Source organism: Streptomyces sp. 840.1, assembly GCF_003751445.1.
Classification (GTDB): domain Bacteria; phylum Actinomycetota; class Actinomycetes; order Streptomycetales; family Streptomycetaceae; genus Streptomyces.
On the sequence record NZ_RJUU01000001.1, the window covers coordinates 4,518,706 to 4,543,394 of the forward strand.

General features: G+C 73.1%; 22 protein-coding genes and 1 riboswitch. Of the genes, 9 read left to right on the top strand and 13 right to left on the bottom strand.

Going from position 1 to position 24,689, the window contains the following annotated elements; genetic code table 11:
- The 4 genes from pknB to thiO all read right to left on the bottom strand — a co-directional run bounded on the left by pknB (position 1) and on the right by thiO (position 4,233).
- Entirely contained in the window at positions 1 to 1,920 is a 1,920-nt protein-coding gene (gene pknB / locus EDD93_RS20675; RefSeq protein WP_123526558.1) for a Stk1 family PASTA domain-containing Ser/Thr kinase, read from the bottom strand.
- 122 nt (positions 1,921 to 2,042) lie between these two features.
- Positions 2,043 to 2,837, bottom strand: coding sequence for a thiazole synthase (locus tag EDD93_RS20680; protein ID WP_123526559.1), 795 nt, complete (start codon positions 2,835 to 2,837; stop codon positions 2,043 to 2,045).
- A 2-nt stretch (positions 2,838 to 2,839) separates the two neighbouring features.
- Entirely contained in the window at positions 2,840 to 3,058 is a 219-nt protein-coding gene (gene thiS / locus EDD93_RS20685; protein WP_123526560.1) for a sulfur carrier protein ThiS, read from the bottom strand.
- Positions 3,055 to 4,233, bottom strand: a complete 1,179-nt coding sequence (gene thiO / locus EDD93_RS20690; protein WP_123527891.1) for a glycine oxidase ThiO — start codon at positions 4,231 to 4,233, stop codon at positions 3,055 to 3,057. The genes thiS and thiO overlap by 4 nt, the downstream gene beginning before the upstream one ends.
- A riboswitch (TPP riboswitch) is annotated at positions 4,231 to 4,343 on the bottom strand. (Overlaps the previous gene by 3 nt.)
- Before the next feature lie 193 nt (positions 4,344 to 4,536).
- Here thiO and EDD93_RS20695 point away from each other — a divergent pair.
- The 5 genes from EDD93_RS20695 to EDD93_RS20715 all read left to right on the top strand — a co-directional run bounded on the left by EDD93_RS20695 (position 4,537) and on the right by EDD93_RS20715 (position 9,006).
- Positions 4,537 to 5,721: an NAD(P)/FAD-dependent oxidoreductase gene (locus tag EDD93_RS20695; protein ID WP_398905107.1), complete on the top strand. Its 1,185-nt coding sequence runs from the start codon at positions 4,537 to 4,539 to the stop codon at positions 5,719 to 5,721.
- An 82-nt stretch (positions 5,722 to 5,803) separates the two neighbouring features.
- Positions 5,804 to 6,169, top strand: coding sequence for an Rv2175c family DNA-binding protein (locus tag EDD93_RS20700; protein WP_123526562.1), 366 nt, complete (start codon positions 5,804 to 5,806; stop codon positions 6,167 to 6,169).
- A gap of 117 nt (positions 6,170 to 6,286) precedes the next feature.
- Complete coding sequence (thiE, locus tag EDD93_RS20705) at positions 6,287 to 6,940, top strand: thiamine phosphate synthase (RefSeq protein WP_123526563.1); 654 nt, start codon at positions 6,287 to 6,289, stop codon at positions 6,938 to 6,940.
- A gap of 144 nt (positions 6,941 to 7,084) precedes the next feature.
- On the top strand, positions 7,085 to 8,002 hold the full coding sequence (gene metF, locus EDD93_RS20710; RefSeq protein ID WP_123526564.1) for a methylenetetrahydrofolate reductase [NAD(P)H]: 918 nt from the start codon (positions 7,085 to 7,087) through the stop codon (positions 8,000 to 8,002).
- A gap of 50 nt (positions 8,003 to 8,052) precedes the next feature.
- Entirely contained in the window at positions 8,053 to 9,006 is a 954-nt protein-coding gene (locus EDD93_RS20715) for a hypothetical protein (protein WP_123526565.1), read from the top strand.
- Positions 9,007 to 9,025: 19 nt separating this feature from the next.
- On the opposite strand, the gene EDD93_RS20720 is transcribed toward EDD93_RS20715, so the two are convergent.
- The 5 genes from EDD93_RS20720 to EDD93_RS20740 form a co-directional block, all read right to left on the bottom strand.
- A complete protein-coding gene (locus EDD93_RS20720) occupies positions 9,026 to 10,543 on the bottom strand; it encodes an NAD(P)/FAD-dependent oxidoreductase (RefSeq protein ID WP_185092392.1) in 1,518 nt (505 codons plus the stop codon).
- A gap of 31 nt (positions 10,544 to 10,574) precedes the next feature.
- Positions 10,575 to 11,192 (bottom strand): DUF4126 domain-containing protein, encoded by a 618-nt coding sequence (locus EDD93_RS20725; protein WP_123526567.1) that lies wholly within the window; start codon positions 11,190 to 11,192, stop codon positions 10,575 to 10,577.
- 377 nt (positions 11,193 to 11,569) lie between these two features.
- Complete coding sequence (locus tag EDD93_RS20730) at positions 11,570 to 12,181, bottom strand: TetR/AcrR family transcriptional regulator (protein WP_123526568.1); 612 nt, start codon at positions 12,179 to 12,181, stop codon at positions 11,570 to 11,572.
- A 29-nt stretch (positions 12,182 to 12,210) separates the two neighbouring features.
- Entirely contained in the window at positions 12,211 to 14,298 is a 2,088-nt protein-coding gene (locus tag EDD93_RS20735) for a YhgE/Pip domain-containing protein (RefSeq protein WP_123527892.1), read from the bottom strand.
- On the bottom strand, positions 14,270 to 15,094 hold the full coding sequence (locus EDD93_RS20740) for an ATP-binding cassette domain-containing protein (protein WP_123526569.1): 825 nt from the start codon (positions 15,092 to 15,094) through the stop codon (positions 14,270 to 14,272). The genes EDD93_RS20735 and EDD93_RS20740 overlap by 29 nt, the downstream gene beginning before the upstream one ends.
- Before the next feature lie 167 nt (positions 15,095 to 15,261).
- Here EDD93_RS20740 and EDD93_RS20745 point away from each other — a divergent pair, with 167 nt between their 5' ends.
- From EDD93_RS20745 to EDD93_RS20755, 3 genes are all read left to right on the top strand, one after another.
- A complete protein-coding gene (locus EDD93_RS20745; protein ID WP_123526570.1) occupies positions 15,262 to 15,786 on the top strand; it encodes an SAV_6107 family HEPN domain-containing protein in 525 nt (174 codons plus the stop codon).
- Between the two features lie 103 nt (positions 15,787 to 15,889).
- Positions 15,890 to 16,648, top strand: coding sequence for a bifunctional 2-polyprenyl-6-hydroxyphenol methylase/3-demethylubiquinol 3-O-methyltransferase UbiG (locus EDD93_RS20750; protein ID WP_123526571.1), 759 nt, complete (start codon positions 15,890 to 15,892; stop codon positions 16,646 to 16,648).
- 284 nt (positions 16,649 to 16,932) lie between these two features.
- On the top strand, positions 16,933 to 17,337 hold the full coding sequence (locus tag EDD93_RS20755; protein WP_123526572.1) for a DUF3040 domain-containing protein: 405 nt from the start codon (positions 16,933 to 16,935) through the stop codon (positions 17,335 to 17,337).
- A gap of 276 nt (positions 17,338 to 17,613) precedes the next feature.
- Here the strand turns inward: EDD93_RS20755 and EDD93_RS20760 are convergent, their stop codons facing one another.
- From EDD93_RS20760 to EDD93_RS20775, 4 genes are all read right to left on the bottom strand, one after another.
- The gene (locus EDD93_RS20760; RefSeq protein WP_123526573.1) at positions 17,614 to 20,022 is read right to left on the bottom strand and encodes a DUF3488 and transglutaminase-like domain-containing protein; all 2,409 of its coding nucleotides are present in this window, start codon (positions 20,020 to 20,022) and stop codon (positions 17,614 to 17,616) included.
- Between the two features lie 31 nt (positions 20,023 to 20,053).
- Positions 20,054 to 21,439, bottom strand: coding sequence for a DUF58 domain-containing protein (locus EDD93_RS20765; protein WP_123526574.1), 1,386 nt, complete (start codon positions 21,437 to 21,439; stop codon positions 20,054 to 20,056).
- A complete protein-coding gene (locus tag EDD93_RS20770; protein WP_123526575.1) occupies positions 21,439 to 22,488 on the bottom strand; it encodes a MoxR family ATPase in 1,050 nt (349 codons plus the stop codon). The genes EDD93_RS20765 and EDD93_RS20770 overlap by 1 nt, the downstream gene beginning before the upstream one ends.
- Positions 22,489 to 22,729: 241 nt before the next feature.
- Positions 22,730 to 23,293, bottom strand: coding sequence for a carbonic anhydrase (locus tag EDD93_RS20775; protein WP_123526576.1), 564 nt, complete (start codon positions 23,291 to 23,293; stop codon positions 22,730 to 22,732).
- A 401-nt stretch (positions 23,294 to 23,694) separates the two neighbouring features.
- Between EDD93_RS20775 and rsmH the strand changes: the two genes are divergently transcribed.
- A complete protein-coding gene (gene rsmH, locus EDD93_RS20780; protein WP_123526577.1) occupies positions 23,695 to 24,660 on the top strand; it encodes a 16S rRNA (cytosine(1402)-N(4))-methyltransferase RsmH in 966 nt (321 codons plus the stop codon).
- Positions 24,661 to 24,689 lie beyond the last annotated feature (29 nt).

Genomic DNA, 24,689 nt, shown 5'->3' on the forward strand with positions numbered 1-24,689 from the left:
CTACAGTCCCTTGGTCTTGATGGTGATGGTGCTGCCCTCGGGGGCCCGGTCGCCGCCGTCGACGGACTGGCTCGCGACCGTGTCGCTGAAGGAGAGGAACGGGCGGTCGACCTTGACCTCGAAGCCCGCGTCCTCCAGTTCGCTGCGGGCGTCGTCGACGTCCTTGCCGGTGACGTCCGGCACGTCGGTCATCCGCGGGCCCTTGGAGATCGTCAGTGTGATGGTGTCGCCCTCGGCGGCCTCCCGGCCCTCGGCGGGGGACTGCTGGGCGACGTCGCCCGCGTCCTGCGGGGAGTTCACCCGGCCGGGGAGCACCTTGGCCTTCAGCCCCTCCTCGTCCAGCGCGTCGGTGGCGTCCTCGACGGAGAGGCCGGTGACGTCCGGGACGTCGACCGGGCTGCCCTTGGAGACCACCATCGCGACCGCGGTGTCCGGGTGGCGCTCGCTGCCCGCCTCCGGGTCCGTGCGCACCACCTCACCGGCCGCCGCGTCCTCGCTGAACTCCTTGGTGACCATGCCGGGCACCAGGCCCGCCTTCGTCAGCTTCCGCTTGGCCTCGGCCAGCGCGACGCCCTCGACGTCGGGCACCTTCACGATCTCCGGTCCGCGCGAGACGACGAGCTCCACCGAGCCGTTGCCCCGGATCCGGGCGGCCGACTTCGGGTCGCTGTCGATCACCTTGCCCCGGTCGACGGTGTCGCTGTAGGCGCGCTGGACGCCCTTCAGTTCGAGACCGGCGTCCGACAGCCGCCCCTTGGCCACCTTCTCGCTCTGGCCGAGGAGCGAGGGGACATGGGTGAACTGTCCGGAGTTGATGTACCAGACGCCGCCGCCGATCCCCAGGACCAGCAGCACCGCGATGACCGCCGCGATCATGCCGCGCCGCGGTCCGCCCAGGAGCCCGGCCCGGCGGGCGGGCCGCTCCGGCGGCAGCGGCGGGGGCATCTCCAGCCGGCTGGTGTGGTGCGCGGTGCCCTGGCCGGCCGGCAGCACCCGAGGGATCACGCTCGTACGGTCCTCGGCGGCGTCGCGCACCTCGGCCAGCGCCTGCGGCGGTACGGCGTCCAGCTGGGCGTCGGTGAGGCCGGAGCGGGCCGCGCGGGACTCGGCGAGCAGCGCCACCGCGTCGAACGGCCGCACCTCGGGGTCACGCGCGGTGGCGCTCGCCACCAGCCGGTCGAGCCCGGACGGGAGGCCGGGGACGAGGGCGGAGGGGGCCGGGATGTCCTCGTTCAGATGCTGGTAAATGACCTGGGCGGGGGATTCCCCGGTGTGCGGCTTGGCGCCGGTGAGCATCTCGTACAGCACCACACCGCACGCGTACACGTCGGCGCGGGTGTCCGCGGTGCCGTGCTCGATCTGCTCGGGGGCGAGATAGGAGACGGTGCCCAGGATCGACCCGGTGGTGTCGGTGACCGTGCCCACGGCCCGCACCAGGCCGAAGTCCGCGACCTTGACCCGGCCGTCGTCGCCTATGAGCACGTTCTCCGGCTTCATGTCCCGGTGGACGAAGCCCGCCCGGTGCGCGGCGCCGAGCGCGGCGAGCACCGGCTCCAGGATGTCCAGGGCGGCCCGGGGCTGCAGCGCCCCGCGCTCGCGCAGCACATCGCGCAGCGTGCAGCCCGCGACGTACTCCATCGCCAGGTAGACGTACTGCTCCTGGGCCCCCTGGTCGAACACCCCGACCACGTTGGGGTGCGCGAGACCCGCCACCGACTTGGCCTCGCGGATGAAGCGCTCGACGAACGAGGCGTCGGTCGCGAGCGCCGGGTGCATCACCTTGAGGGCGAGCACCCGGTCGAGGCGGGTGTCCATGGCCCGGTAGACCGTGGCCATGCCGCCCACGGCGATGCGCGCATCGACGCGGTAGCGGCCGTCGAGCAGCTGCCCGACGAGAGGGTCCTGGAGGGTCGTATCCACGCAGCGAGTCTACGAGCCGCCACGGACACCGCCGACTGCCCGGGGCGATCCCGGAGCCGTCTGCAGCCGAGTCGTGACAGGGACATGCGGTCCGCGGCCGCTGCGGCACCGCAAGCGCCGGATCAGAACGCCGGGCGCTCCGGATCGAGCGCCGCACGCCCCGCCACCGGCGACGATGCCTCGGCGAAGTGGCGGCGCGGGATGCGGCCGGCGCGGTATGCGAGGCGCCCGCCCGCCACCGCGTGCCGCATCGCGGCGGCCATCAGCTCGGGCTCCTGGGCCCGGGTCACCGCCGAGGCGAGCATCACAGCCGCGCACCCGAGCTCCATGGCGAACGCCGCGTCCGAAGCCGTCCCGGCGCCCGCGTCCAGGATCACCGGGACCCGGGCCCGCTCGGTGATCAGCTGGAAGTTGTGCGGGTTGCGGATGCCGAGCCCCGAACCGATGGGGGAGCCGAGCGGCATGACCGCCGCGCACCCCACGTCCTCCAGTTTCCGGGCCAGCACCGGGTCGTCGTTGGTGTACGGCAGCACGGTGAAACCGTCGTCCACCAGGATCTCCGCGGCGTCCAGCAGCTCGACCGGGTCGGGCAGCAGGGTGCGCTCGTCGGCCACCACCTCCAGCTTGATCCAGTCGGTGCCGAGCGCCTCGCGGGCCAGGCGGGCGGTGAGCACGGCCTCGCCCGCCGTGAAGCAGCCCGCGGTGTTCGGCAGGACGCGGATGGAGAGTTTCTCCAGCACCGAGAGCACGGAGCCCCGCACGGTCGGGTCCAGGCGGCGCATCGCGACGGTGGTCAGCTCGGTGCCGGAGGCGGTCAGCGAGCGCTCCAGCACGTCGAGGCTGGGTGCCCCGCCCGTCCCCATGATCAGCCGGGAGCCGAAGACGGTGTCCCCGAGGGTGAAGAGGTCGTCGGACACGGTCAGCCTCCCTGGACAGCGGTCAGGACCTCGACCCGGTCGCCGTCGGTGAGCGTCGCGGCGGACCACTGCCCGCGCGGCACGACGGTCTCGTTCAGCGCCGCAGCGACCCCCGACGTCGCTGAGGTCAGGGTCGCGACGAGGGCGTCCAGGGTGGTGCCCCCGGCGACGGTGACGGCCTCGCCGTTCACGGAGACGGCCAGGGAAGTGGGCGCGGTCATGCGTGCTGCTCCTGTCGGACGGGGGCGGCGGCCGGGAAGCGGCCGGGGGAGAAGGGGCGGGCCACCTCGGGCAGCTCGCCGTCGGCCAGCAGCTGCGCCATGGCGTCACCGGTGACCGGGGTGAGGAGCACCCCGTTGCGGTGGTGGCCGGTGGCGAGGTGGAGGCCGGGCAGCGCGGTGCGGCCGAGCAGCGGGGCGTTGTCGGGGGAGGCGGGGCGCAGACCGGCCCGGGTCTCGGTGAGCGGCAGTTCGGTGATGCCGGGCACCAGCTCGTGGGCGTCGCGCAGCAGCTCGTAGACCCCGCCGGCGGTCACGGTGGTGTCCCAGCCCATCTCCTCGCTGGTGGCGCCGACCACCAGCTCGCCGTTCTCGCGCGGTACGAGATAGACGTGGCTGCCGCGCACCACGGCCCGCACGGTGCGGCTGAGGAAGGGGGCGTACGCGGTGGGTACGGTCAGCCGCAGCACCTGGCCCTTGACCGGGCGGACCGGCGGCAGGACCTGATCGGGCACGCCCGCGAGCCGGCCGCTGAAGCTGCCGGCGGCGAGCACGACCTGATCGGCGGCCGGCTCCGAACCGTCGGTGAGCACGGCCCCGGTCGCCCGGTCGCGCACCACGCGGAGCCGTTCGGCCCGCTGCCGGTGGAAGACGACCCCGGCCCGCTCGCACGCCGTCAGCAGCGCGGCGGCCAGCCGGCGCGGGTCGACCTGGTGGTCGCCGTCGACCCGGAGGCCGCCGCGTACGCCGGGCGCGAGCATCGGTTCCAGACGCCGGCACTCGCGGCCGGTCAGCCACTCCGACTCCAGCCCGGAGCGGCGCTGCAGCTCGTGCAGCTCCCGCAGATGGGCGCGGTCGTCGGTGTCCAGCGCGACGGCCAGGGTGCCGCAGGCGCGGAAGCCGATGTCCTGCCCGCTCGTCGCCTCCAGCTCGGCCGCGAACGCCGGGTAGCGCGCCGCGGAGGCGACGTTGAGCCCCAGCAGCATCTCCTCGCCGTAGTGCAGTTCGGTGACGGCGGCCAGCATCCCGGCCGCGACCCGGGCGGCCCCGCCGCCGGGGCCGGGATCGACGACGGCGGTCGACAGACCGCGCTGCGCGGCCCGCCAGGCGGTCACCAGGCCGATGATCCCGCCCCCGATGACCAGGACGTCGGACCCGCTCGCGCGGTGGACAGGCATGGGCATCCAGCCCCTCCCTTCGCCGGCATGACCCGGATCAGGTTCGTACGGTCGGAGGCCGCCCAGCCTCCCTCTCAGCCCGGTGCGTCCGGGCTCCCGCGAGTCTTTTACGTGGGCCACCCTAGACCCCGCCCCCCGTACCGGGTAAAGCAGGAGGGCGGCGGTACGGGGACCGCGAGGGACCCCTTTCCTGACGGACCGTCAGTTGATTAAGGTGGTCGGGTGAACGAGCAGCAGCGGGCGGAGCGACCGGAGCGGCAGTCGGAGCGGGCCGGGCGGCGGGTGGTCGTCGTCGGTGCGGGCATGGCGGGCGTGCAGACGGCGGTGGCCCTGCGGGAGCAGGGCTTCACCGGCGCGCTCACCCTCATCGGCGCCGAACCCCACCAGCCCTACGACCGCCCACCGCTCTCCAAGGCGGTACTGCTCGGCAAGGCCGAGGAATCCGCCTTCGACATCGACTTCGAGACACTCGGCATCGAGCTCCGGCTGGGCGTCGAGGTCGCGGGCCTGCGTGCCGCCGACCACGAACTGGACACCTCCCAGGGGCCCGTCCCCTACGACGTCCTGGTCGTCGCCACCGGCGCGGAACCCGTCGTGCTGCCCGGCTCCGGGGGCGTGCCCGGCGTCCATCTGCTGCGCACCCTGGACGACGCGGCGCGGCTGCGGCCCGTCCTGGAGGCGCGGCACGCCGTCGTGGTCGTCGGCGCGGGCTGGATCGGCGCCGAGTTCGCCACCGCGGCCCGCGCCGCGGGCTGCGAGGTCACCGTCGTCGAGGCCGCGGCCCGGCCCCTCGCGGGCGCCCTGCCCGCCGAGGTCGCCGCACCGATGGCCGCCTGGTACGCGGAGAGCGGCGCCGAACTCCTCACCGGGGCGCGGGTGGCCCGCGTCGAGCCCGGCCGGGTGGTCCTGGCGGACGGCCGCACCCTGCCGGCCGACGCCGTCGTCGTGGGGATCGGCGCACGGCCCGCCACCGGCTGGCTGGCCGGCTCCGGTGTCCAGCTCGGGCCCGACGGGTCGGTGACCGCCGACGCGGCGCTGCGCACCTCGCTGCCCGACGTGTACGCCGTGGGCGACTGCGCCTCCTTCCCCTCCGCGCGCTACGGGGCGCGGCTGCTGGTCCACCACTGGGACAACGCGCTGCAGGGCCCGCGGACCGCGGCCGCCCACATCATCGGGGCCGCGGGCGAGGGCGGGGAGGAGCCGCCCGCCTACGACCCCGTGCCTTATTTCTGGTCCGAGCAGTTCGGCCGGTTCGTGCAGTACGCGGGCCACCACGACGGAGCGGACACCCTGCTGTGGCGAGGCGATCCGGCCGGCCCCGCCTGGTCGGTGTGCTGGCTGCGCGACGGTGTGCTGGTCGCGGTGCTCTCCGTCGGCAGGCCGCGCGATCTGATCCAGGGGCGCAAGCTCATCGAGGCCGGCACGCGGCTCGACCCGGAGCGGGCCGGTGACGCCGCCGTGCCGCTGAAGTCGGCGGTATCCCGGTAGCCGGGCCTCCGGCGGGGGGCGCGGGGCCCTGAAGGGCGGAGTCCGGGTGTCGGCTGTCAGTCCGGGATGGCAGGCTTGTCCCGTGACCGAGATTGACGCAAAGATCGATGCTCTCGTCCCTGCCTGGCTCCACCTTCCCGATATCGCCGAAATGTTCGATATCCAGGTGACGCGTGTGCGGCAGCTGGTCAAGGAGGGCCAGCTCATCGCCGTACGACGTGGTGAGAACCGGGCGCTCCAGGTGCCTGCCGCCTTCATCGACGGCGACAAGGTGGTCAAGGGCCTTTCGGGGACCCTGACGCTCCTGAGGGACGACGGCTACTCCGACGAGGAGATGCTGGAATGGCTCTTCACCCCCGACCCGAGCCTGCCGGGTACGCCCGCGCAGGCGCTGAGTGAGAATCGCGGCACGGAGGTGAAGCGCCGCGCCCAGGCGCTCGCCGTCTGACCGACAGCCGTACCGGGGGTGCGGGCCGCACGGCGCGGCCCGCACCCCTCCGCAGCGCCGCCTGCCGACTCCGCACCGCCTACCGAACGTCATCGTTTTCCCGGGGGGAACCGCACCATGTCCACGCCTCGCGCGCAGCTGTCCGACGCCCGGCTCTACCTGTGCACGGACGCCCGCAGGCGTCAGGGAGACCTCCCCGAGTTCCTCGACGCGGTCCTCTCCGGCGGGGTGGACATCGTCCAGCTCCGCGACAAGGGCATGGAGGCGGCCGAGGAGCTCGACCACCTCGCGGTCCTCGCCGACGCCTGCCGGCGGTACGGCAAGCTCCTCGCGGTCAACGACCGGGCCGACGTCGCCCACGCCATCGGCTCCGACGTGCTGCACCTGGGCCAGGGCGACCTGCCGGTGCCGGCCGCCCGCGCGATCATCGGCCAGGGCGTGGTCATCGGCCGCTCCACGCACGCCGAGGCCGAGGTCGACGCCGCCGTCACCGAGGCGGGCGTTGACTACTTCTGCACCGGCCCCTGCTGGCCCACCCCGACCAAGCCGGGCCGCCACGCACCCGGCCTGGACCTCGTGCGCTACGCCGCCTCCCTCGCCCCGGCCCGCCCGTGGTTCGCCATCGGCGGCATCGATGCCGGCAACCTCGACGAGGTGCTCGACGCCGGAGCGCGCCGCGTCGTCGTCGTCCGGGCCCTCACCGAGGCCGCGGACCCGGCCGCCGCCGCCGCGGACCTGGCCAAGCGGATCCGGGCCCGCGCCGACGCCTGATCCGGCGGAACGGCCGGGGCGGACGGGGCTCCCGAGGGGCGTGTTTGGGACATCGGTGTCCGAAGCGTGGACAAGTACCGGTCAATTCGGGCAAATCTCGCCAGTTCGGTTGGGTGGCCGTCACGCCCTGGTTAACCTGCCGGTATGGCCCTTGGCACACCCTCCACCAGGACAGATCGCGCGCGCACCGTGCGTGAGATGCTCGCGACCGGCAAGACCCTGCACTCCTTCGAGTTCTGGGCGCCCAAGACCGAGAAGGGCGAGCGCAACCTGTGGAACGCGCTGCGCCGGATTGAGGCGGTGGGGCCGAGCTTCGTATCGGTGACGTACGGAGCAGGTGGGTCCACCCGGGCCGGGACGGTGAAGGCGACCCAGGACATCGCCGCCGAGTCCACCCTCACCCCGGTCGCGCACCTCACGGCGGTGAACCACTCCATCGCCGAACTGCGCAACATGATCGGCCAGTACGCGGACGCCGGTATCCGGAACATCCTCGCCGTGCGCGGGGACCCGCCCGGCGACCCGATGGGCCCGTGGGTCGAACACCCGCAGGGCGTGCGCTACGCGGCGGACCTCGTCCGGCTGATCAAGGAGTCCGGGGACTTCTGCGTCGGCGTCGCGGCGTTCCCCGAGATGCACCCGCGCTCGGCCGACTGGGACACCGACATCCGGCACTTCGTGGACAAGTGCCGCGCCGGTGCCGACTATGCGATCACCCAGATGTTCTTCGACCCCGAGGACTATCTGCGGATGCGTGACCGGGTGGTCGCCGCCGGTTGCGACACCCCGGTCATTCCCGAGGTGATGCCCCTCACGAGCGTCCGGCAATTGGAGCGATTCGCGCAGCTCAGCAACGCGACCCTGCCTGCAGCCCTGAAAGAACGCATCCTCGCCGCCAAGGACGATCCCGCCGCTGTACGCTCCATTGGCATCGACTTCGCAACGCGGTTCTGCGCGAAGCTGCTCTCCGAGGGTGTCCCCGGGCTGCACTTCATCACGCTGAACAACTCGACGGCGACGCTCGAAATCTACGAAAATCTCGGACTGCACAAGCAGTCGTGACCGGCCGTACCCGCCGAGACCCGGGGCGGTGGCCGTAGAAGGGGGCGGGCATGGGCTGGACGGTCCTCTACATCGCGTTCGGCATCGTTGCGCTGTGGCTGCTCGGTGAGGTGCTGCTCCAGTACAAGGCGCGGCTCCGCTGGCGACTGCTCGCCTTCACCGGGTTCGTCGGTGTGGTCATCGGTGTCCTGATGCCGTCCGTGCCCGTCATCGTGATCGGCGCGATCGCCTTCGCGACGGGTCAGACGTACGTCACGCTCTCGTTCCGGCGCGGCTTCTCGACCGGCTGGGCCATAGGGGGCAGCCCCGGCGAGAGCCGCCGTCGCCGCGGCAACAGCGACCGCGCGCCCCGCCTGGAGGTCTCGGACCTGGAGACGGAGTACGAGCCCGGCGCGATCCCGGAACCGCCCCACGCCCCGCAGAACCCCGCGGCGGTCTACGAGCCCGAGCCCCTGCCGGACGACACCGGCCAGTACGGCGTCTACACCGACTCGCGGCCGAGGCAGGAACAGCAGCACCAGGAGCCCGAACAGCCCCAGGGCGAGGCGCAGTACGCCGGCTACGAGCCCTACCCCGACTACTCCGCGTACCCGGCGCAGGGCCAGGACGCCTACGCCGGCCAGCACGGCTACCCCGGCCAGGACAGCTACGCGAACCAGGACGGCTACGCGGGAGCCGGGCAGTACGACTACGGCACATCCGGGCAGCAGTACGCCGCGTACTCCGACCCGTACATCGGCACCGGCACGACCGCGGGCGCCCCGCAGTACGGCACGTACGACAGCTACGGGAACCACGACAGCAACGGCGGGCAGCAGCGGTACGACGACCCGTACGCGCAGCCCCAGCAGTACGCCCCCGAGACGCCCCCGGGCGGGGTCTGGGTGCCGCAGCAGCGCGAGGGCGAGCAGCACTACCCCGCGATGCCCCCGGAGCAGCCCGCCCAGCCGGCCCCGTACCCGAACGGCTACGACACCGGCCACAACGACCAGTACCGCTACTGACACCGCCGCCCGCGGCGCCTCACCGGGAGCCGCGGAAGCCGTCCCCCTCGACGACGATCCCGGCGACCAGCGTCCCCGACATCCCCGCGTGCGCGAGGCCGCCGCCCGGATGCGACCAGCCGCCCGCCAGCAGCAGCCCCGGGACCCGGGTGGCGTTCCCCGCGTGCAGATACCCGCCGCCGGCCCCGGCCAGAGCGGGCGGGGGAACCGCGCCGCCCCGCGCACCCGTCTCCGCCTCCGTCTCCGCGGGCGTGCGCACCTCCGTGTGGAGCACCCGGTCGCGCAGGCCGGGCGCGGCCGCCTCCGCCGCGTCGATCAGGGTGTCCGCGTACCGCTGCCGCAGCGCGGCGTCCGTCCAGTCGACCGGGCCGTGCGGGGCGACCGTCGCCATCAGCGTCACCGCCTCGTGCGCCGCGTCGGGACGGGTCGAGGGGTCGTCGGGGCGCAGCACCGTCACCGTGGGGTGCTCGGCGGGTCTGCCGCCGAACACCGCCTCGCGCTCGGCCGCCCCGTCCGCCGGGTGCACCAGCGTCCGGTGCACGGCATCCGAGGGCCGGGCGCCGCGCAGCGACAGCAGCACCAGGAACCGGCCCGTCGCCCCGGCGCCGCCCGGTCGCGGCTGGACCGTCACATCGCCGTCCCGCCACATCTCCTGACCGGGCATCAGCTCAGGGTGCGGCTGGGCACCCAGCACCACATGGGTGGCCTCCGCGACCGTCCCGTCGGCCAGCTCCACGCCGGCCGCCCGCCCGTCCTTCTCCACCACCCGGGCCACCTCGGCACCGAAGACGAACTCCACCTTGCGCGCCAGGCACCGCTCGTACACCGCACGCGCCAGCGCCCGCATGCCGCCGGAGACGTACCAGCTGCCGAACGTCTCCTCCATGTACGGCAGCAGGGCCGTGCTCGCCGGGGCGTGCAGCGGATCCAGGCCGTAGGACAGCGCGTACCCGCCGAGGAGGGCGGCCAGCCGGGGGTCCGTCAGCTCCCAGGAACCGACCTCCGCCACCGTGCCGGCCCGCAATGCCGGGCGCAGCAGCCGCCGGCGCGCCGGCGCCGGGTACGGATCGCGGGCCAGCACCTGCCAGTCGGAGCGCAACGGCTCCTCCAGCAACGGCCGCCTGGACCGGTCCCAGGCGTCTCCGGCCCGGTCCAGGAAGGCGCCCCAGCGCTCACCCGCACCGTCCCCGAGCGCGGCGTCCAGCGCCGTGACGACTCCGGACCGCGAGGCGTTCGGCAGTGACACCGCGGTGCCGTCCGCGAAGACGTGGCGGCTCGCCGGGTCGACCTGGCTCAGCGTGACGCACCGCTCCAGCGGCTCCTTGCCCGTCTTCACGAACAGGTCGCGGTAGACCGCGGGCAGATGCAGCAGGGAGGGCCCGGTGTCGAACGCGAAGCCGTCCCGGGCATGACGGCCCACCGAGCCGCCGAAGGTCTCCGACCGCTCGTACACCGTCACCCGGTGGCCTGCCACGGCCAGCCGGGCCGCCGCCGACATCGCGCCCATCCCGGCGCCGATCACCGCAATACGTGCCATGGCAGCGACCTTAACGGCCACCACCGACAGCTCAGCCGTCAGGCCACCGGGAAGGGACGGCGGTCAGCCGCTTCTCCTCCCGCCGCTGCGCCCGGCGGCGCATGAACCGGCGGATGCGGGAGGCGAGGAAGGCCAGTACCAGCAGGCCGAGCAGCAGCAGTGTGCCGGCGATGCCCGCCGCGATCACCGGATGGAATACGGCGAACGTGACCACCGCGGCCACGCCCAGGTCCTCGACCGTGCTCACGGCGATGTTGCTGAACGGTTCGGGCGAGGTGTTGACCGCCATCCTGGTGCCCGCCTTCACCAGATGGCTCGCCAGCGCGGTGGAACCGCCGACGGCCCCGGCCGCGAGCTCCGGCAGCGAACCGTCCCCGCCCGCCAGCAGCGCCGCGACGACCGCTCCGGCGACCGGCCTGATGACGGTGTGCGCGGTGTCCCAGACCGAGTCCACGTAAGGGATCTTGTCGGCCACCATCTCGCACAGGAAGAGCACGGCGGCCACGACGAGCACGTCGGTGCGCTGGAGGGACGCGGGCACCTCGTCGCTCACCCCGGTCGCGCCGAAGATGCCGAGCAGGAGGACCACCGCGTAGGCGTTGATCCCGCTCGCCCAGCCGCTCGTGAAGACCAGAGGGAGTACGGACACGGACGCGATCGTAACCAGTCGGCGTACTGCCGCGGGAGGGCTTCGGTGCGCAGGTCTGAGTATCCGTACCTAGGGGGCGAGATGAGTAGCGGCGCGGATGGGCCGCGACCTGCGCGGACGGCAGAGTGGTGACCACGGAAGGGGCGCCGCGCCGGTACCGCCGGCACGGGGCTGCGGAACAGGCGCGGCGCCCCGTCCGAGCGGGGGCAGCAACGGAGGACCCGGGACCGCGGGGGAGTGATCGGGGTCACGGGGGAGGTTCTCCGGCAGCACGGATGACGCCGGTCAGGCGAGGCCCGGGGGGATCGGGCCCGGTCGGACCGGCGTCATCGTGCGTCCGCAGCGCCGGTCCGGTGTGCCCGACGTCCGACGGCGGGTCAGCGCCCGCTGACCCGGCCGTGCAGCAGCAGGGACAGCGCCGAGTGCACGTCGTCGATCGACCGCTCCGGCTGGAACGCCTGCCAGTCCAGCGCCGCCACCAGCACCATGCCGACGAGCGCGGCCGCCGTCAGCGGGATGTCGATCTCCTCGCTGAGCTCGCCGGCCGCGACCCCCTCCCTGAGGACCCCCTCGACCACGGCGACGGCCTCCTGACGCACCACCAGCAGGGTTCCCTGCCAGGCCCGGTTCGTGCGCCAGAGCTCGGCCACGTACAGCTGGGTGAAGGCGGGATAGCGGTCGATGAAGGCCAGGCCGGCCCGGATCATGGCGTCCAGCGCCTCGACCCGGCTGCCGCCCCGGGCGTCGGTCTCGTCGGCCGCCGCGCGCAGCGATGCGGTGAGCAGCCCGACGCCGTGGCGCAGCAGCTCCTCGAACAGCTCGGTCTTGCTCTTGAAGTTGTAGTAGACCGTGCCCTTGGCGACCCCGGCGCGCTCGGCGATCTCGTCCACCGTGGTGGCCGAGAAGCCCTTCTCGGCGATGAGGGTCACGGCCGCCTCGTAGAGCTTCTGCCGGGTGGCCTGGCGGCGCGTGGTGCTACTGCTTTCCATGCTCCTGATTCTCACAGGTCCCGGGGCGCTCACAGGCTCAGCTCGGGGTGCAGCCGCTCCAGGGTCCACATCTGCTTGCGGCGCGCCGACAGGGCGGTCAGCGCGAGCGCGCCCGCGGTGAAGGCCGCCAGCACCGCGCAGCCCTGCCAGACCGGGCCGAGCCCGCCGCCCGTGATCAGCCGGCGCAGCCCCTCCACGACGTAGCTCATCGGCAGGTAGGGGTGGATCGCGTTGAAGAAGCCCGGACTGGTCTGCACGGGGTACGTGCCCCCGGCCGAGGTCAGCTGGAGCATCAGGACCGCGAGGACGAGGATGCGCCCCGCCGCCCCGAAACGGGCGTTCAGCCATTGCACGATCGCGGCGAAACAGCAGGTGACCAGTGCCAGGAAGCCCATCGTCCCGGCCGCCCGGACCATCTGCAGGCCGAGCCCCCAGTGCAGTACGGCCATCAGTGCGCCCACCTGGAGCAGGCCGATCGCGGCCACCGGCAGCCAGCCCGCGAGGGCGATCCGCCAGGCCGGGGCCCCGGCGGCCAGCGCGCGCCGGTTGAGCGGCTGGATCAGCATGTACGCCACCATCGCGCCGACCCAGAGGGAGAGCGGGATGAAGTAGGGCGCGAAGCCGGTGCCGTAGTTCGGTGCGGCGTGCAGCGACTTGGAGGCCAGCTGCACCGGGTCGGCCATGACCCCGGTACGGGCGTCGCGGTCCTTCTTGCCGTAGTCGGGGATCTTGCCGACCCCCTCGTCGAGGCCCTGGGCGAGCGTGGCCGAACCGTCCCCGAGCCGGATCATCCCGCTGTCCAGGCTGGTCGCGCCCTTCTTCAGGTCGCCCACGCCGGTGTTCAGCTCGGCCGAACCCGTCTTGGCCGTGGCCAGCCCGGTGTGCAGCTGGTCGGCGCCCTTGGCGACCTTGTGGGCGCCGGTGTTGAGCGCGTTGATCTTCTTGACCGCGCCGTTCAGGTCCTCGTCCAGGTGCGGTGAGCGCTCGGCGAGTGCGTCGGCCTGCTTCTGCAGGGTGGCGAGCTGACCGCGGAGCGTCTTGAAATCTCCGTGCTGGCTGGTCACCAGGACGTTCACGTCGTCGGCCACGGCCGCCACGTCGGCGGCCGCCTTCACGGCCCGCGCGAGCGGCGGGCAGACGGTGGCGTCGGGGAGCGGCTGCTCCTCGCACCGGGTGCGGTGGACGGCGGCGAGGTCCTCGGACGCCGTGTGCGCGGCGGTGGCGGCGGCGGGCGCCGTCTCGACCAGCACGTCGAGGTTGTCCCGTACGGTCTGCGAGGAATCGGCCACCAGCCGGGCGGTGTCCCCGATCGACTTCCCGTTGTCCTTCAGGAACGGGCGGATGTCGGCCGCGACGCCGTTCACCTTGTCGGCGAGCAGCTGCGTGCCGTCCGCGACCTGGTGCGAGCCGGTCTTCAGATCGCCCGCGCCGGTGTTCAGCTTGACGATTCCGCCGGCCAGCCGGCTGCTCCCGGCCTTCGCGTCCTTCAGCCCGTCGGCGAGGTCCTTGGAGCCCTTCTTCGCCTTGCCGATACCGCCCCTGAGGTCGTCGGCGCCCTTGGCCGCCTCCGCCGTCGCGTCGTGAAGATCGGAGAAGTTGATGAAGATCCGGTCCAGGAAGCCGCGAGAGGCGTTGGCCGAGGCCGCGGTGCGGACCTCGGAGAAGACCGTCCTGGAGATCTGGCCGACGATGTAGTTGTTCGCGTCGTTGGTGCGCACCTGGAGCGCGCCCGTCTCGGGGGAGTCGCCCGCACTGGAGGCGATCCGCTTGCTGAAGTCCGAGGGCATGGTCAGCGAGAGGTAGTACGTACCGTCCTCGACGCCCTTGTCGGCCTCCTGGGCGCTCACCTCGTGCCAGTCGAAGACCTTGGAGTCGAGCAGTCGGCCGGTGATCTCGTCCCCGGCCCGGACGCGCCCGCCCTCCGCGGTGGCGCCCTTGTCGTCGTTCACCAGGGCGACCGGGATGCGGTCCAGGCGGCCGTACGGGTCCCAGAACGACCACAGGTACAGGGCGCCGTAGAGCAGGGGCAGCAGCAGGAGGGCGGCCAGCGCCGCGCGCGGCAGCTTCCCCCGGCCGAAGCGCCGCAGCTCAAGAGCGGCCAGTCGCGGCGAGCGCATCTGCGGTCCCTTCATCGTCGGATTCCGTGGGGTCCGCCGGTTCCGCGGCGTCGGTGCCGTCGGTGCCGTCGGTGCTGTCGGCGGGGGCGGCCGTCGGCGCGGCTCCCGTGCGTACGGTCACCGCGTCGGCGGGGGCCGGGCCGCCGCACACGGCCAGCACGGTCGTACCGCCGTCGGCGAGGGAACGCAGCAGCTCCCAGGCCTCGGCGCGCTCGGTGTCGGAGAGCTTCAGATCGGCGTCGTCCACCGCGATCAGCGCCGGCCGCCCGATCAGCGCGAGGGCGACGGAGAGCCGCAGCGCCTCCAGCCGCTCCAGATCCCGTACGGAGGTCCGTTCGGCCTTGGGCAGGGTGGCCGTGTCGAGCCCGGCGGCGTCCAGCGCCGCGTCGATCCGGGACCGGGCCGAGGCGGCGCGCTCGCGGCGCGGCCGCAGCAGGGCGCGCACGGAGCCGTCGTAGCGGCGCTGGAGCAGGGCGCGCTCACGCAGGTGCTCGGCGACCGTGAGGGCCGGGTCCAGCTCGCTGACCCCCGGCACGGGCCCCAGCGCGGCGATGCGCCGAACGGCGGCGGCCCGGCGCGGCAGGAGCAGGCCGCCGGTCTCGGCGTCGCCCTCGGACGGGCGCATCCGGCCGGTGAGGGCGAGCAGCAGACAGGTGCGGCCGGAGCCGGACGGGCCCTCGACCGCGATCAGTGAGCCGGGTCCGGCGCTGAAGGTCACGCCTCGGAAGGCCCAGCCGCGCGGCCCCTTGAGCCCCAGGTTCCCGGCGGTGACGGCCGCCCCGTGCGGGCTGTCCACAAGCCCTCCCCATTCCATTGAACTGACTGGTCAGTACAAAAAGGTAGCCCGAACTCGCGATTGAAGCAAAGCCCCAGGTCAGACAGCGATCGAGGCGAATTGTCAGTGGTGGCCGTCACGATGGATACAGACGGCCACCGAGCCGTTACGAGACAGGAGGTTCTGTCATGGCCCACTCGTCCGCAGCAGCCGCCCCGCGACGCCGCGCAGACGGCCCTGCTCCCTCACCGACCGGTCCGGCGCACGACGTCCACCCCGTTCTCCGGCGCGCCACGGCGCCGCCCGCCGCTCTCGATCTCCTCGCCAAGGCCCGCGCCGGCCTCGAAGAGGCAGCTGTTCTCGACGTGCCCAACGAGCGGTATGCCACCGCCCACCTCGCAGCGCTGCGCGCCGCCGCCGCCGTCCTCGCCGTCCGGGGCCGCCCCGAGACCTCCCGGCGGCGGCGCGAGCGGATCCGCAGCACCTGGGAGGTCCTCCCGGAGCTCGCCCCCGAGCTGACCGAGTGGAGCGCGCTGTTCGCCTCGGGCGCCCGGCGCCGGGCCCGCGCGGAGGCGGGCATACCCGGTGCGGCCGGCCGGCGCGACGCGGACGATCTGCTCCGGGACGCCGCGATGTTCCTGCGCCTGGTGGAGCGGCTGCTGGTCCTCCAGCCGGTGCTCCCGCAGCCCCGCGGGGAGCGCTCCGACGAGTGATGGCGGTGCGGGCGGCGCGAGGCAATAGGGTGGACGCGACCTGTCACCTGCGCTGTTCACGCTCCGCCCTCAGCGGCGGCACCGTGCCGAGGAGTCAACTGCCGTGTCGGACCAGCTGCGCCCCCGCGCCTCCCTCCGTACCGCCGTGGTCTGGGAGGTCCTCAAGGACGCCCTCGACCGCCGGGTCAAGGCGACCGGCAGGGACGCCCTGGACGTACTGGACACCGGTGGCGGTACGGGCAACTTCGCCGTGCCGGCGGCCCGCCTCGGCCACCGGGTCACCGTCGTCGACCCCAGCCCCAACGCCCTCTTCGCGCTGGAGCGCCGCGCAGCGGAGGCCGGGGTGGCCGACCGGGTCCGCGGCGTCCAGGGCGACATCCTCGGCCTGTTCGACGTGGTCGAGCGCGGTGGCTACGACGCGGCGCTCTGTCACGGCGTCCTGGAGTACGTGGACGACCCCGCCCAGGGCGTGCGCAACGCGGTGGACGCGCTCCGCCCCGAAGGCGCCCTCAGCCTGCTCGCCGCCGGGCTGGGCGGGGCGGTCCTGGCCCGTGCGCTCGCCGGTCACTTCACCGAGGCCAGGCAGGCGCTCAGTGACCCGGCGGGCCGCTGGGGTGAGGGCGACCCGATGCCCAGGCGGTACACGGCCGAGCAGCTCACCGAGCTGGTGTCGGCGGCGGGTGCGGAGGTCGGCGCGGTGCACGGCGTGCGCGTCTTCGCGGACCTCGTTCCGGGCGTCCTCGTGGACACCGAGCCCGGAGCGATGGAAGCCCTGCTCAAGCTGGAGACGGCGGCCGCCGAACTGCCGGCCTTCCACTCGGTGGCGACCCAGCTGCACGTTCTGGGTGCCAGGCAGGCCTGAGCCACCGGCCGGATCACGCCGCTAGCGCGGCTGATCAGCAACGCAGCCGCAGACGGAGTACGGCCCAGCAGCCCCGATCAGCGCCTGAGCCCCGTATGATCGGGGGACACCATCCGGCATGACGGATCGGAGGTTGGGGAATCAACGCCTCAGCAGCTGAGCCGTCGTGGCGGCCCGGACTGGTTGATTGGCAATGAGGGCGGGTTTCACGGGGACGATTCCCTGCCTATCCTGGAAGGGCCGCATACCGGCCGCCCCCCGCGGCCGACGACGAGGAGGACTCCGTGCCGCTCTCGGAGCACGAGCAGCGAATGCTCGAGCAAATGGAGCGAGCGCTGTACGCCGAAGATCCCAAGTTCGCGACAGCGCTCGAGGGAAGCGGGCTGCGTACGTACACCCGGCGACGGGTCTACCAGGCAGTTGCTGGCTTCCTGGTGGGTATCGCGCTCCTCATGGCCGGAATGGTCGCCCAGCAGATCTGGATCAGCGTGGTGGGGTTCCTCGTCATGCTGGGCTGCGCGGTGCTCGCGGTCACGGGTTGGCGCAAGGCACCCAAGCCCGGTGAGCAACAGGCAGCCGGGACCGGGGCCGGAGGCGGGGGCGAGCGTCGACAGCCCAAGCAGCGCCGGACCGTGATGAACAGGATCGAGCAGCGGTGGCAGCGCCGCCGCGATGAGCAGGGCCAGTAAGCGCTTCACACACTTATGGGTGAGGGGCGGTCGCATTTCTGCGGCCGCCCCTCACACGTGTGTCCGCTTTCTGCGGCCGCCCCTCACACGTCTGTCCGCCCCGGGAGGACACCGGCGCCCCGGGCGCGTGCCCGGAGCCGAAGCAGGGCGCCGGGGACGGCCGGTCCCACGGACGCACCGAACCGCCGGACGGGCTCGAAGCGCCGCCGGACGGGCTGGGGGAGCCCCGCCCGGCCGCCGGGCGGCGCTCGGCCCGCCCGGCCCGGGGTCAGCCAGTCAGCCCTCCTGGCCGGACGGACGCCGAAGCCACGCCGGGCGTCGGGGCAGGTGCCACCGGGCGGTCAGGGCCGCCCGGCGGTCCGAGGCCGCCCACACCACCCGTACGGCCGATCGCGGTGCCACGACCGCGCGGAGCCGGACGAACCCGCCGACCGAGGCCCGCAGCGCGGCCCTCACCTCCCGCACGTCGTGCGAGAGCCCTGCCTCGGGCCTCGGCTCCGGAGCGTAGAGCACCTGCTCCACCGCGCTCGCCACCCGGTGCACCGCCTCGGCCCCGTCGGTGCCGAGCCGTCCCAGGCGCACCAGGCGCTCCGCCGCCCTGCGCGGGGTCAGGGACTCGTCCGGGGTGATGCCGTGGTCCCACGCCGTATCGATGATCTCCCGCCAGGCCGCCAGCGTTCGGGCGGTCGCGTCGCCGGGCGTACGCCCGGCGGAGAAGCTCAGCCGGCGGGCCCGTGCCCGGATCCGCCAGAGCATCGGCAGCGTCGGCAGCAGAATGACGAGCAGCACCAACAGGGTCACGCCGAGCACCGTGCCCGTCGGCGTACCCGAATCCGTCGGGCCCACCGCTCCCGGCGCCACCGTGTTGCCGCACTCGCCCTGCTTGCGCGACTGCGCCGGGCAGCTCTCCGACGCGGACGGAGCGACCGGCGTGGCGGCCGAAGCGCCCGTCTCCGGGTGGTCCGGGCCGGCCGGATCGCCGGAGGGGGTGTCCGGCAGGGTGTACGAGGGGGCGGTGCCGCGCGAGGGGGTCGGCTCGAAGCGGGTCCAGCCGACGCCCTCGAAGTACAGCTCCGGCCAGGCGTGCGCGTCGCGCAGCCCGACCGACATCGAACCGTCCGACTGCGCGGTGCCCGGAGTGAAGCCGATCGCCACCCTGGCCGGAATGCCGAGCGTCCGGGCCATCGCGGCCATCGTGAAGGAGAAGTGGACGCAGAAGCCCTCCTTGTCCTTGAGGAAGCGGCCGATCGCCGCGCTGCCGGTCCCGGAGGTCACCGAGGTGTCATAGGTGAACCCGCCGTCCGAGGCGAAGTAGTCCTGCAGCTTCACCGCCCGCTCGTAGGCGTTGCCGGCGCCCCGGGTCACCTTTTCGGCCGTCTCCTTGACCACCTGCGGCAGCGAGCGGGGCACCTGGGTGTACTCGCGCTGGAGGGCGGCCGGGGCCGGTCCCGCGTTGGCCAGCTGGTCCGATGTCGGCTGCACGACCAGGCTGGACACCTGGTACTGCGCGCCCTTGGTCGTCTCCCCGCCGTCGCCGACGAGGGTGCGGCCCTCGGACTCGTACCGCCAGCGGCCTCCGACCCTGACCTCGGTCGCCGGATAGGGGAGAGGCAGATAGGTCTGCTGGTACGAACTGGACGCGGAGATGTTCGAGCTGATCTCCGTGACCGCCACCTCCGGGGACAGGCCCCCGGGGCTCGGCAGCCGCTTGGGCACGTCCTTCAGCCGGCGGGTCGACGCCCGCCATTCGTTTCCGTTGAACTGGTCCAGCGCCAGGATCCGCAGATAGAAGTCCTGCGGACTGTTGGAGTTGGTGCGGTACGACATCACCTGCCGGTTGTCCGGCTGGTTGAGGTTGTTCTGCAGGGAGACGAGCGGGTTCACCGCGGAGATGGTGCCGCCACCGCCCCCCTTGCCGTTGCCGGCCCCCGAGCCTGACAGCAGGCCGCTGTCGAGGGCGGGCAGCGCCGCGGGGACGACCAGCGCGATGCCCAGGGCCAGCGCGCCGATGCGACGTCCCGTGCGCACCGGGGCGAGCGCTCCGCCGCCCGGGAGACCGCCACCTGCCGGACCGCCCCTGGGGCCGGCAGCCCCGGCGAAGACCCGTCCCCACTGCGAGAGCCGGTCGCGGCCCTCGGCCAGCAGCAGGAGCAGATAGCCGCAGGCGGCGAGGATGAACCACAGCCAGTCCGCGCCGCCGTCGGACAGCCCGGCCGCGACGGAGTACAGGGCCAGCAGCGGCAGCCCGGCCGGCGCGGCGCTGCGGAACGTCACCGCCAGCACGTCCACCGCCAGGCCGACCAGCAGTACCCCGCCCACCAGCATCAGCCGGATGCCCGCCGTGGCCGGTGCCGGAATCGCGTACCGGCTGACGTCGTCGGCACCGGTCGACAGCAGGTCGGAGAGCGCCAGCACCGTCTGCGGCCCCGGCAGGAACCCCGCCAGCGCCTGCTCCCGGGCGAACGCCACGGTGAGCAGCATCAGCGTGACCAGCATCTGCGCGACGACGGTCAGCAGCCGGGGCAGCGGCACCCGCCGGCCCAGCGCGCCCACCCCGTACTGGATGGCCAGCAGGAACGCCGCCTGCACCATCCAGCTGACCGGGTCGACCAGCGGCAGCATCGAACACGCCGCCATCAGCGTCGCCGCATAGGCGCACAGCGCCAGCCGACCACGACCGCTCATGTCCGTCCCCCCATGACCAACCACCGGAGATTCATGACCAACCACCGGAGAAACCTGTCGTACCGCCCGTCGTGCCGCCCACGGCCGCGGACGGGCTCAGCGAACCGAGATGGCTCGCCTGCTGCCACAGCCCGGCGAGGTCGGTGCCGGGCTTGACCGCGACCGCCGTCCACCCCGAGTCACGCAGCAGCCGCAGCCGCTGCTCGGACGCCGCCTCGGTGGTCGGCGACTCACCGTGCACCCAGGCGTCGCTGTCCAGCACGAACGCGACGGCACCACCGCTGCGCTGCCGCATCCGGGCGGCCACCGCCGCCTGTTCCTCGTCCAGATCGCCCAGGAAGGCGATCAGCAGGCCCTCGTTGCCGCCGCGCAGCACGTCGTACGCGCGGGAGAGGCCGCCCCCGTCGGAGTTGTCCACCTCGGCGAGGGTGTCCATCATCAGCCCGGCGGCGGCCGCCGGGTCCTGGCCCGAGCCGGCGAAACCGCCCGCCCCCTCGACCGGGAGCGCGCTGCCCTCGTCCGTCAGGAGCCGGACGGAGAAGCCCCGTTGCAGCATGTGCATCAGCGCGGAGGCGGCCCCCGAAACCGCCCACTCGAACGCCGAGTCGGGCCCGGCCCCCTGGTACGCGATCTGCCGGGTGTCCAGCAGCACCGTGCACCTGGCCCGCTGCGGCTGCTCCTCGCGGCGCACCATCAGCTCGCCGTAGCGCGCGGTCGAACGCCAGTGGACGCGGCGCAGATCGTCGCCGTGCCGGTAGCCGCGCGGGATCACGTCGTCCTCGCCGGCCAGCGCGAGCGAGCGCTGCCGGCCCTCGCCGTACCCGGAGGACTCGCCCGCCAGCCGCACCGGCGGCAGCGGTTCGGTCCTCGGGATGACGACGAGGGAGTCGTACGCGGTGAACGAACGGGTGAGCTCGCACATCCCGAACGGATCGCTCAGCCGCAGCTGCAGCGGGCCGAGCGGGTAACGCCCGCGCAGGTCGGACCGCACCCGGTAGGACACCTCGCGCCGGCCGCCCGCCTCCACCCGGTCCAGGACGAAGCGGGGCCGCGGGCCCAGCACGTAGGGCACCCGGTCCTGGAGCATCAGCAGGCCGGTGGGCAGCCGCGAGACGTTGTCCATCCGCAGGTGGACCCGCGCCTCGGTGCCCGCGGACACCCGGGACGGCGACAGCCGCCGGGTCCCCGCGACCCGGTACCGGGTCCGGAAGAGCACCCCCACGCAGACCAGCGGCAGGACCGCGAGCAGCAGTCCGACCCGCAGCAGATCCCCCTGGCCCAGCACGTACGCGCAGACCGCGGCGGCGATGCCGGCGGCGAGGAAGGACCGGCCGCGCGTGGTCAGCCCGCTCAGAGCGGCCCGCAGACCCCCCTTGTCGTCGCTGTCGTCCATCGCGGTCGGCCCCCCGGCGCTCATCAGAGCCGCCGTACGCCGGGCTGCTGCCGGGTGTCGTACGCGGCGCCCGGCTGATGCGGCGGGGCCGGGACGGACGCACCGCCCGCGGCGGTCGGCACCGGCGTCTGCTGGAGGATCTCCAGCACCACCTGCTCGGCGGTGCGGCGGTTCAGCTGGGCCTGGGCGGTGGGCAGCAGCCGGTGTGCGAGCACCGCGACCGCCAGCCCCTGTACGTCGTCGGGCAGGCAGTAGTCCCGGCCGCTCAGCGCGGCGGTGGCCTTGGCCGCGCGCAGCAGGTGCAGGGTGGCGCGCGGCGAGGCGCCGAGTCTGAGATCGGGATGGCTGCGGGTGGCCCCGACGAGCTGCACCGCGTACCGGCGGACCGCGTCGGCGACGTGGACCGTCCGCACGGCCTCGATCAGCTTCGCGATGTCGTGCGCGTGCGCCACCGGCTGGAGGTCGTCCAGGGGCGAGACGCCGCCGTGCACGTCGAGCATCTGGAGCTCGGCCTCCGGGCTGGGATAGCCGATCGACACCCTGGCCATGAACCGGTCGCGCTGGGCCTCGGGCAGCGGATACGTGCCCTCCATCTCCACCGGGTTCTGGGTGGCCACGACCATGAAGGGGTCGGGCAGTTCGTAGGAGTGCCCGTCGATCGTGACCTGGCGCTCCTCCATCGACTCCAGCAGCGCGGACTGGGTCTTGGGCGAGGCGCGGTTGATCTCGTCGCCGATCACGATCTGGGCGAAGATCGCTCCGGGTTTGAACTCGAACTCGCGGCGCTGCTGGTCGAAGATGGACACCCCGGTGATGTCGGAGGGCAGCAGGTCCGGTGTGAACTGGATGCGCCGCACCGAGCAGTCGATGGACCGCGCCAGCGCCTTGGCCAGCATGGTCTTGCCGACGCCGGGCACATCCTCGATCAGCAGATGTCCCTCCGCGAGCAGCACGGTCAGCGAAAGCCGTACGACCTCAGGCTTGCCCTCGATCACACTCTCCACCGACCTGCGCACCCGCTCCGCTGTGGTGGTCAGATCTGTGAGGCTCGCTCGATCGTCATAGGTCGTCACCCGGCCCTCCTCGGCCCTGCCCCACGCTCACCAGGAGCACGGGATTCCCCAGTCACGGTCCGGTGCTCCTGTACGGCCCGGCCCACCCCGAATACGGACACCGCGCCGGACGAGGTCCGACGGGGTGTCACACCCGCATTCTTGTTGCCGTTACCGCTTCGTGTCACTCGCGTGTGGATAACTGGGGCCGATATGTCGGATTGGGTGGGTTTTTCGATGCCCGAAAGGGTCTTTCCGGAGGTCAGGAAGCCGGGAGGATCTCGCGCAGCAGGCCGGTCGTCACGTCGAAGACGAAGCCGCGCACATCATCGTTGTGCAGCAGGAACGGCGAGGTGCGCACCCGCTGGATCGACTGCCGGACGTCCTGGTCGGCGTCGGTGTACGCCTCCACGGCCCAGACGGGGCGCTGGCCGACCTCCGCCTCCAGCTCCTGGCGGAACTCCTCGGTGATCGACTCCATGCCGCAGTTGGTGTGGTGGATCAGTATCACGCTGCGGGTGCCGAGGGCCCGCTGGCTGATGGTCAGCGAGCGGATCACGTCGTCGGTGACCACACCGCCCGCGTTGCGGATGGTGTGGCAGTCACCGAGCGCCAGACCGAGCGCCTTGTGCAGGTCGAGCCGGGCGTCCATGCAGGCGACCACGGCGACGCGCAGCACCGGCTTCGCGTCCATGCCGGGATCGCTGAACTCGGCGGCGTACTCGGTGTTCGCCCCGACGAGGCGGTCGGTGACCGTGCCGTCGGTGCCGGCCCGGTCTGCGGGGGAGGTGGACGGCTCGGCGGGGGACTGCGCGGAAGTCGACATGAACAAGACGTTAGCCCGGCTCCGCCGCTCCGGCGTGGCGTGGAAGCGGACAAAGAACGTCAACGGTGTTTGTTGTGAGGTAACCCACAAGCCTCACACCGAGTCACCCGGCCGGGTGAACAAAGGGAGGGCCGACGCGCTGCCGGGTTGATTGATCGGGAATCGATCGAATGGCAGGGTGGAGCAGGACCGGCTGCAGACCGGTCTAAAGTGACGGGAAGTTACCGACACCCTGCACATTCCGAAGTTTCCCCGTGTGCGCGGCGTACGTACGGCCCGGCCCTCTCCCGCTCGCCGGTCGGCTGACGCCTCTTCCCCGGCGCCGGCGGACCTCCCCTTCGCGAGCGGGCGGGGACCAGGCCGTACGTGCCGCCACCCGGGACCTGAGCCTGAGAGGGCGCATGAGCCAGACCCGACACGTCCCGGTGATGCTCCAGCGGTGCCTGGACCTGTTGGCCCCGGCTCTTGAGGCACCGGGCCCCAGGCCGCCCGTGGTCGTCGACTGCACGCTGGGCCTCGGCGGACACAGCGAGGCGCTGCTCTCCGCCTTCCCGACCGCCCGGCTGATCGCCCTGGACCGGGACAAGGAGGCGCTGCGCCTTTCGGGTGAGCGGCTCGCTCCCTACGGCGACCGCGCCACCCTGGTGCACGCCGTCTACGACGAACTGCCCGAGGTGCTCGACCGGCTGGGCGTCCCCGAGGTCCAGGGCATCCTGTTCGACCTCGGCGTCTCCTCCATGCAGCTGGACGAGGCCGACCGGGGATTCGCGTACGCCCAGGACGCACCGCTCGACATGCGGATGGACCAGACGACCGGCATGGGCGCCGCCGAGGTGCTCAACACCTACCCGCCGGGCGAACTGGTGCGGATCCTGCGTGCGTACGGCGAGGAGAAGCAGGCCAAGCGGATCGTCTCCGCCGTCGTCCGCGAGCGCGAGAAGGAACCCTTCAGCAACAGCGCCCGGCTCGTCGAGCTGATCCGCGACTCGCTGCCGCAGGCGGCCAAGCGCACCGGCGGCAACCCCGCCAAGCGCACCTTCCAGGCCCTGCGCATCGAGGTCAACGGCGAGCTGACCGTGCTGGAGCGGGCGATCCCGGCCGCAGTGCGCAGCCTCGCCGTCGGCGGGCGCATCGCCGTCCTCTCGTACCACTCGCTGGAGGACCGGCTGGTCAAGCAGGTGCTCGCGGCGGGCGCCGCCAACACCGCCCCGGCCGGGCTGCCGGTCGTCCCCGAGCGCTACCAGCCCCGGCTGAAGCTGCTGACCCGGGGCGCCGAGCTGCCCACCGAGGAGGAGGTCGCCGACAACCGGCGGGCCGCGCCCGCCCGGCTGCGCGGCGCCCAGCGGATCCGGGCGGAGGAGCGATGAGCCCCCGGGGCCCCGGCGGGCGGACGCGG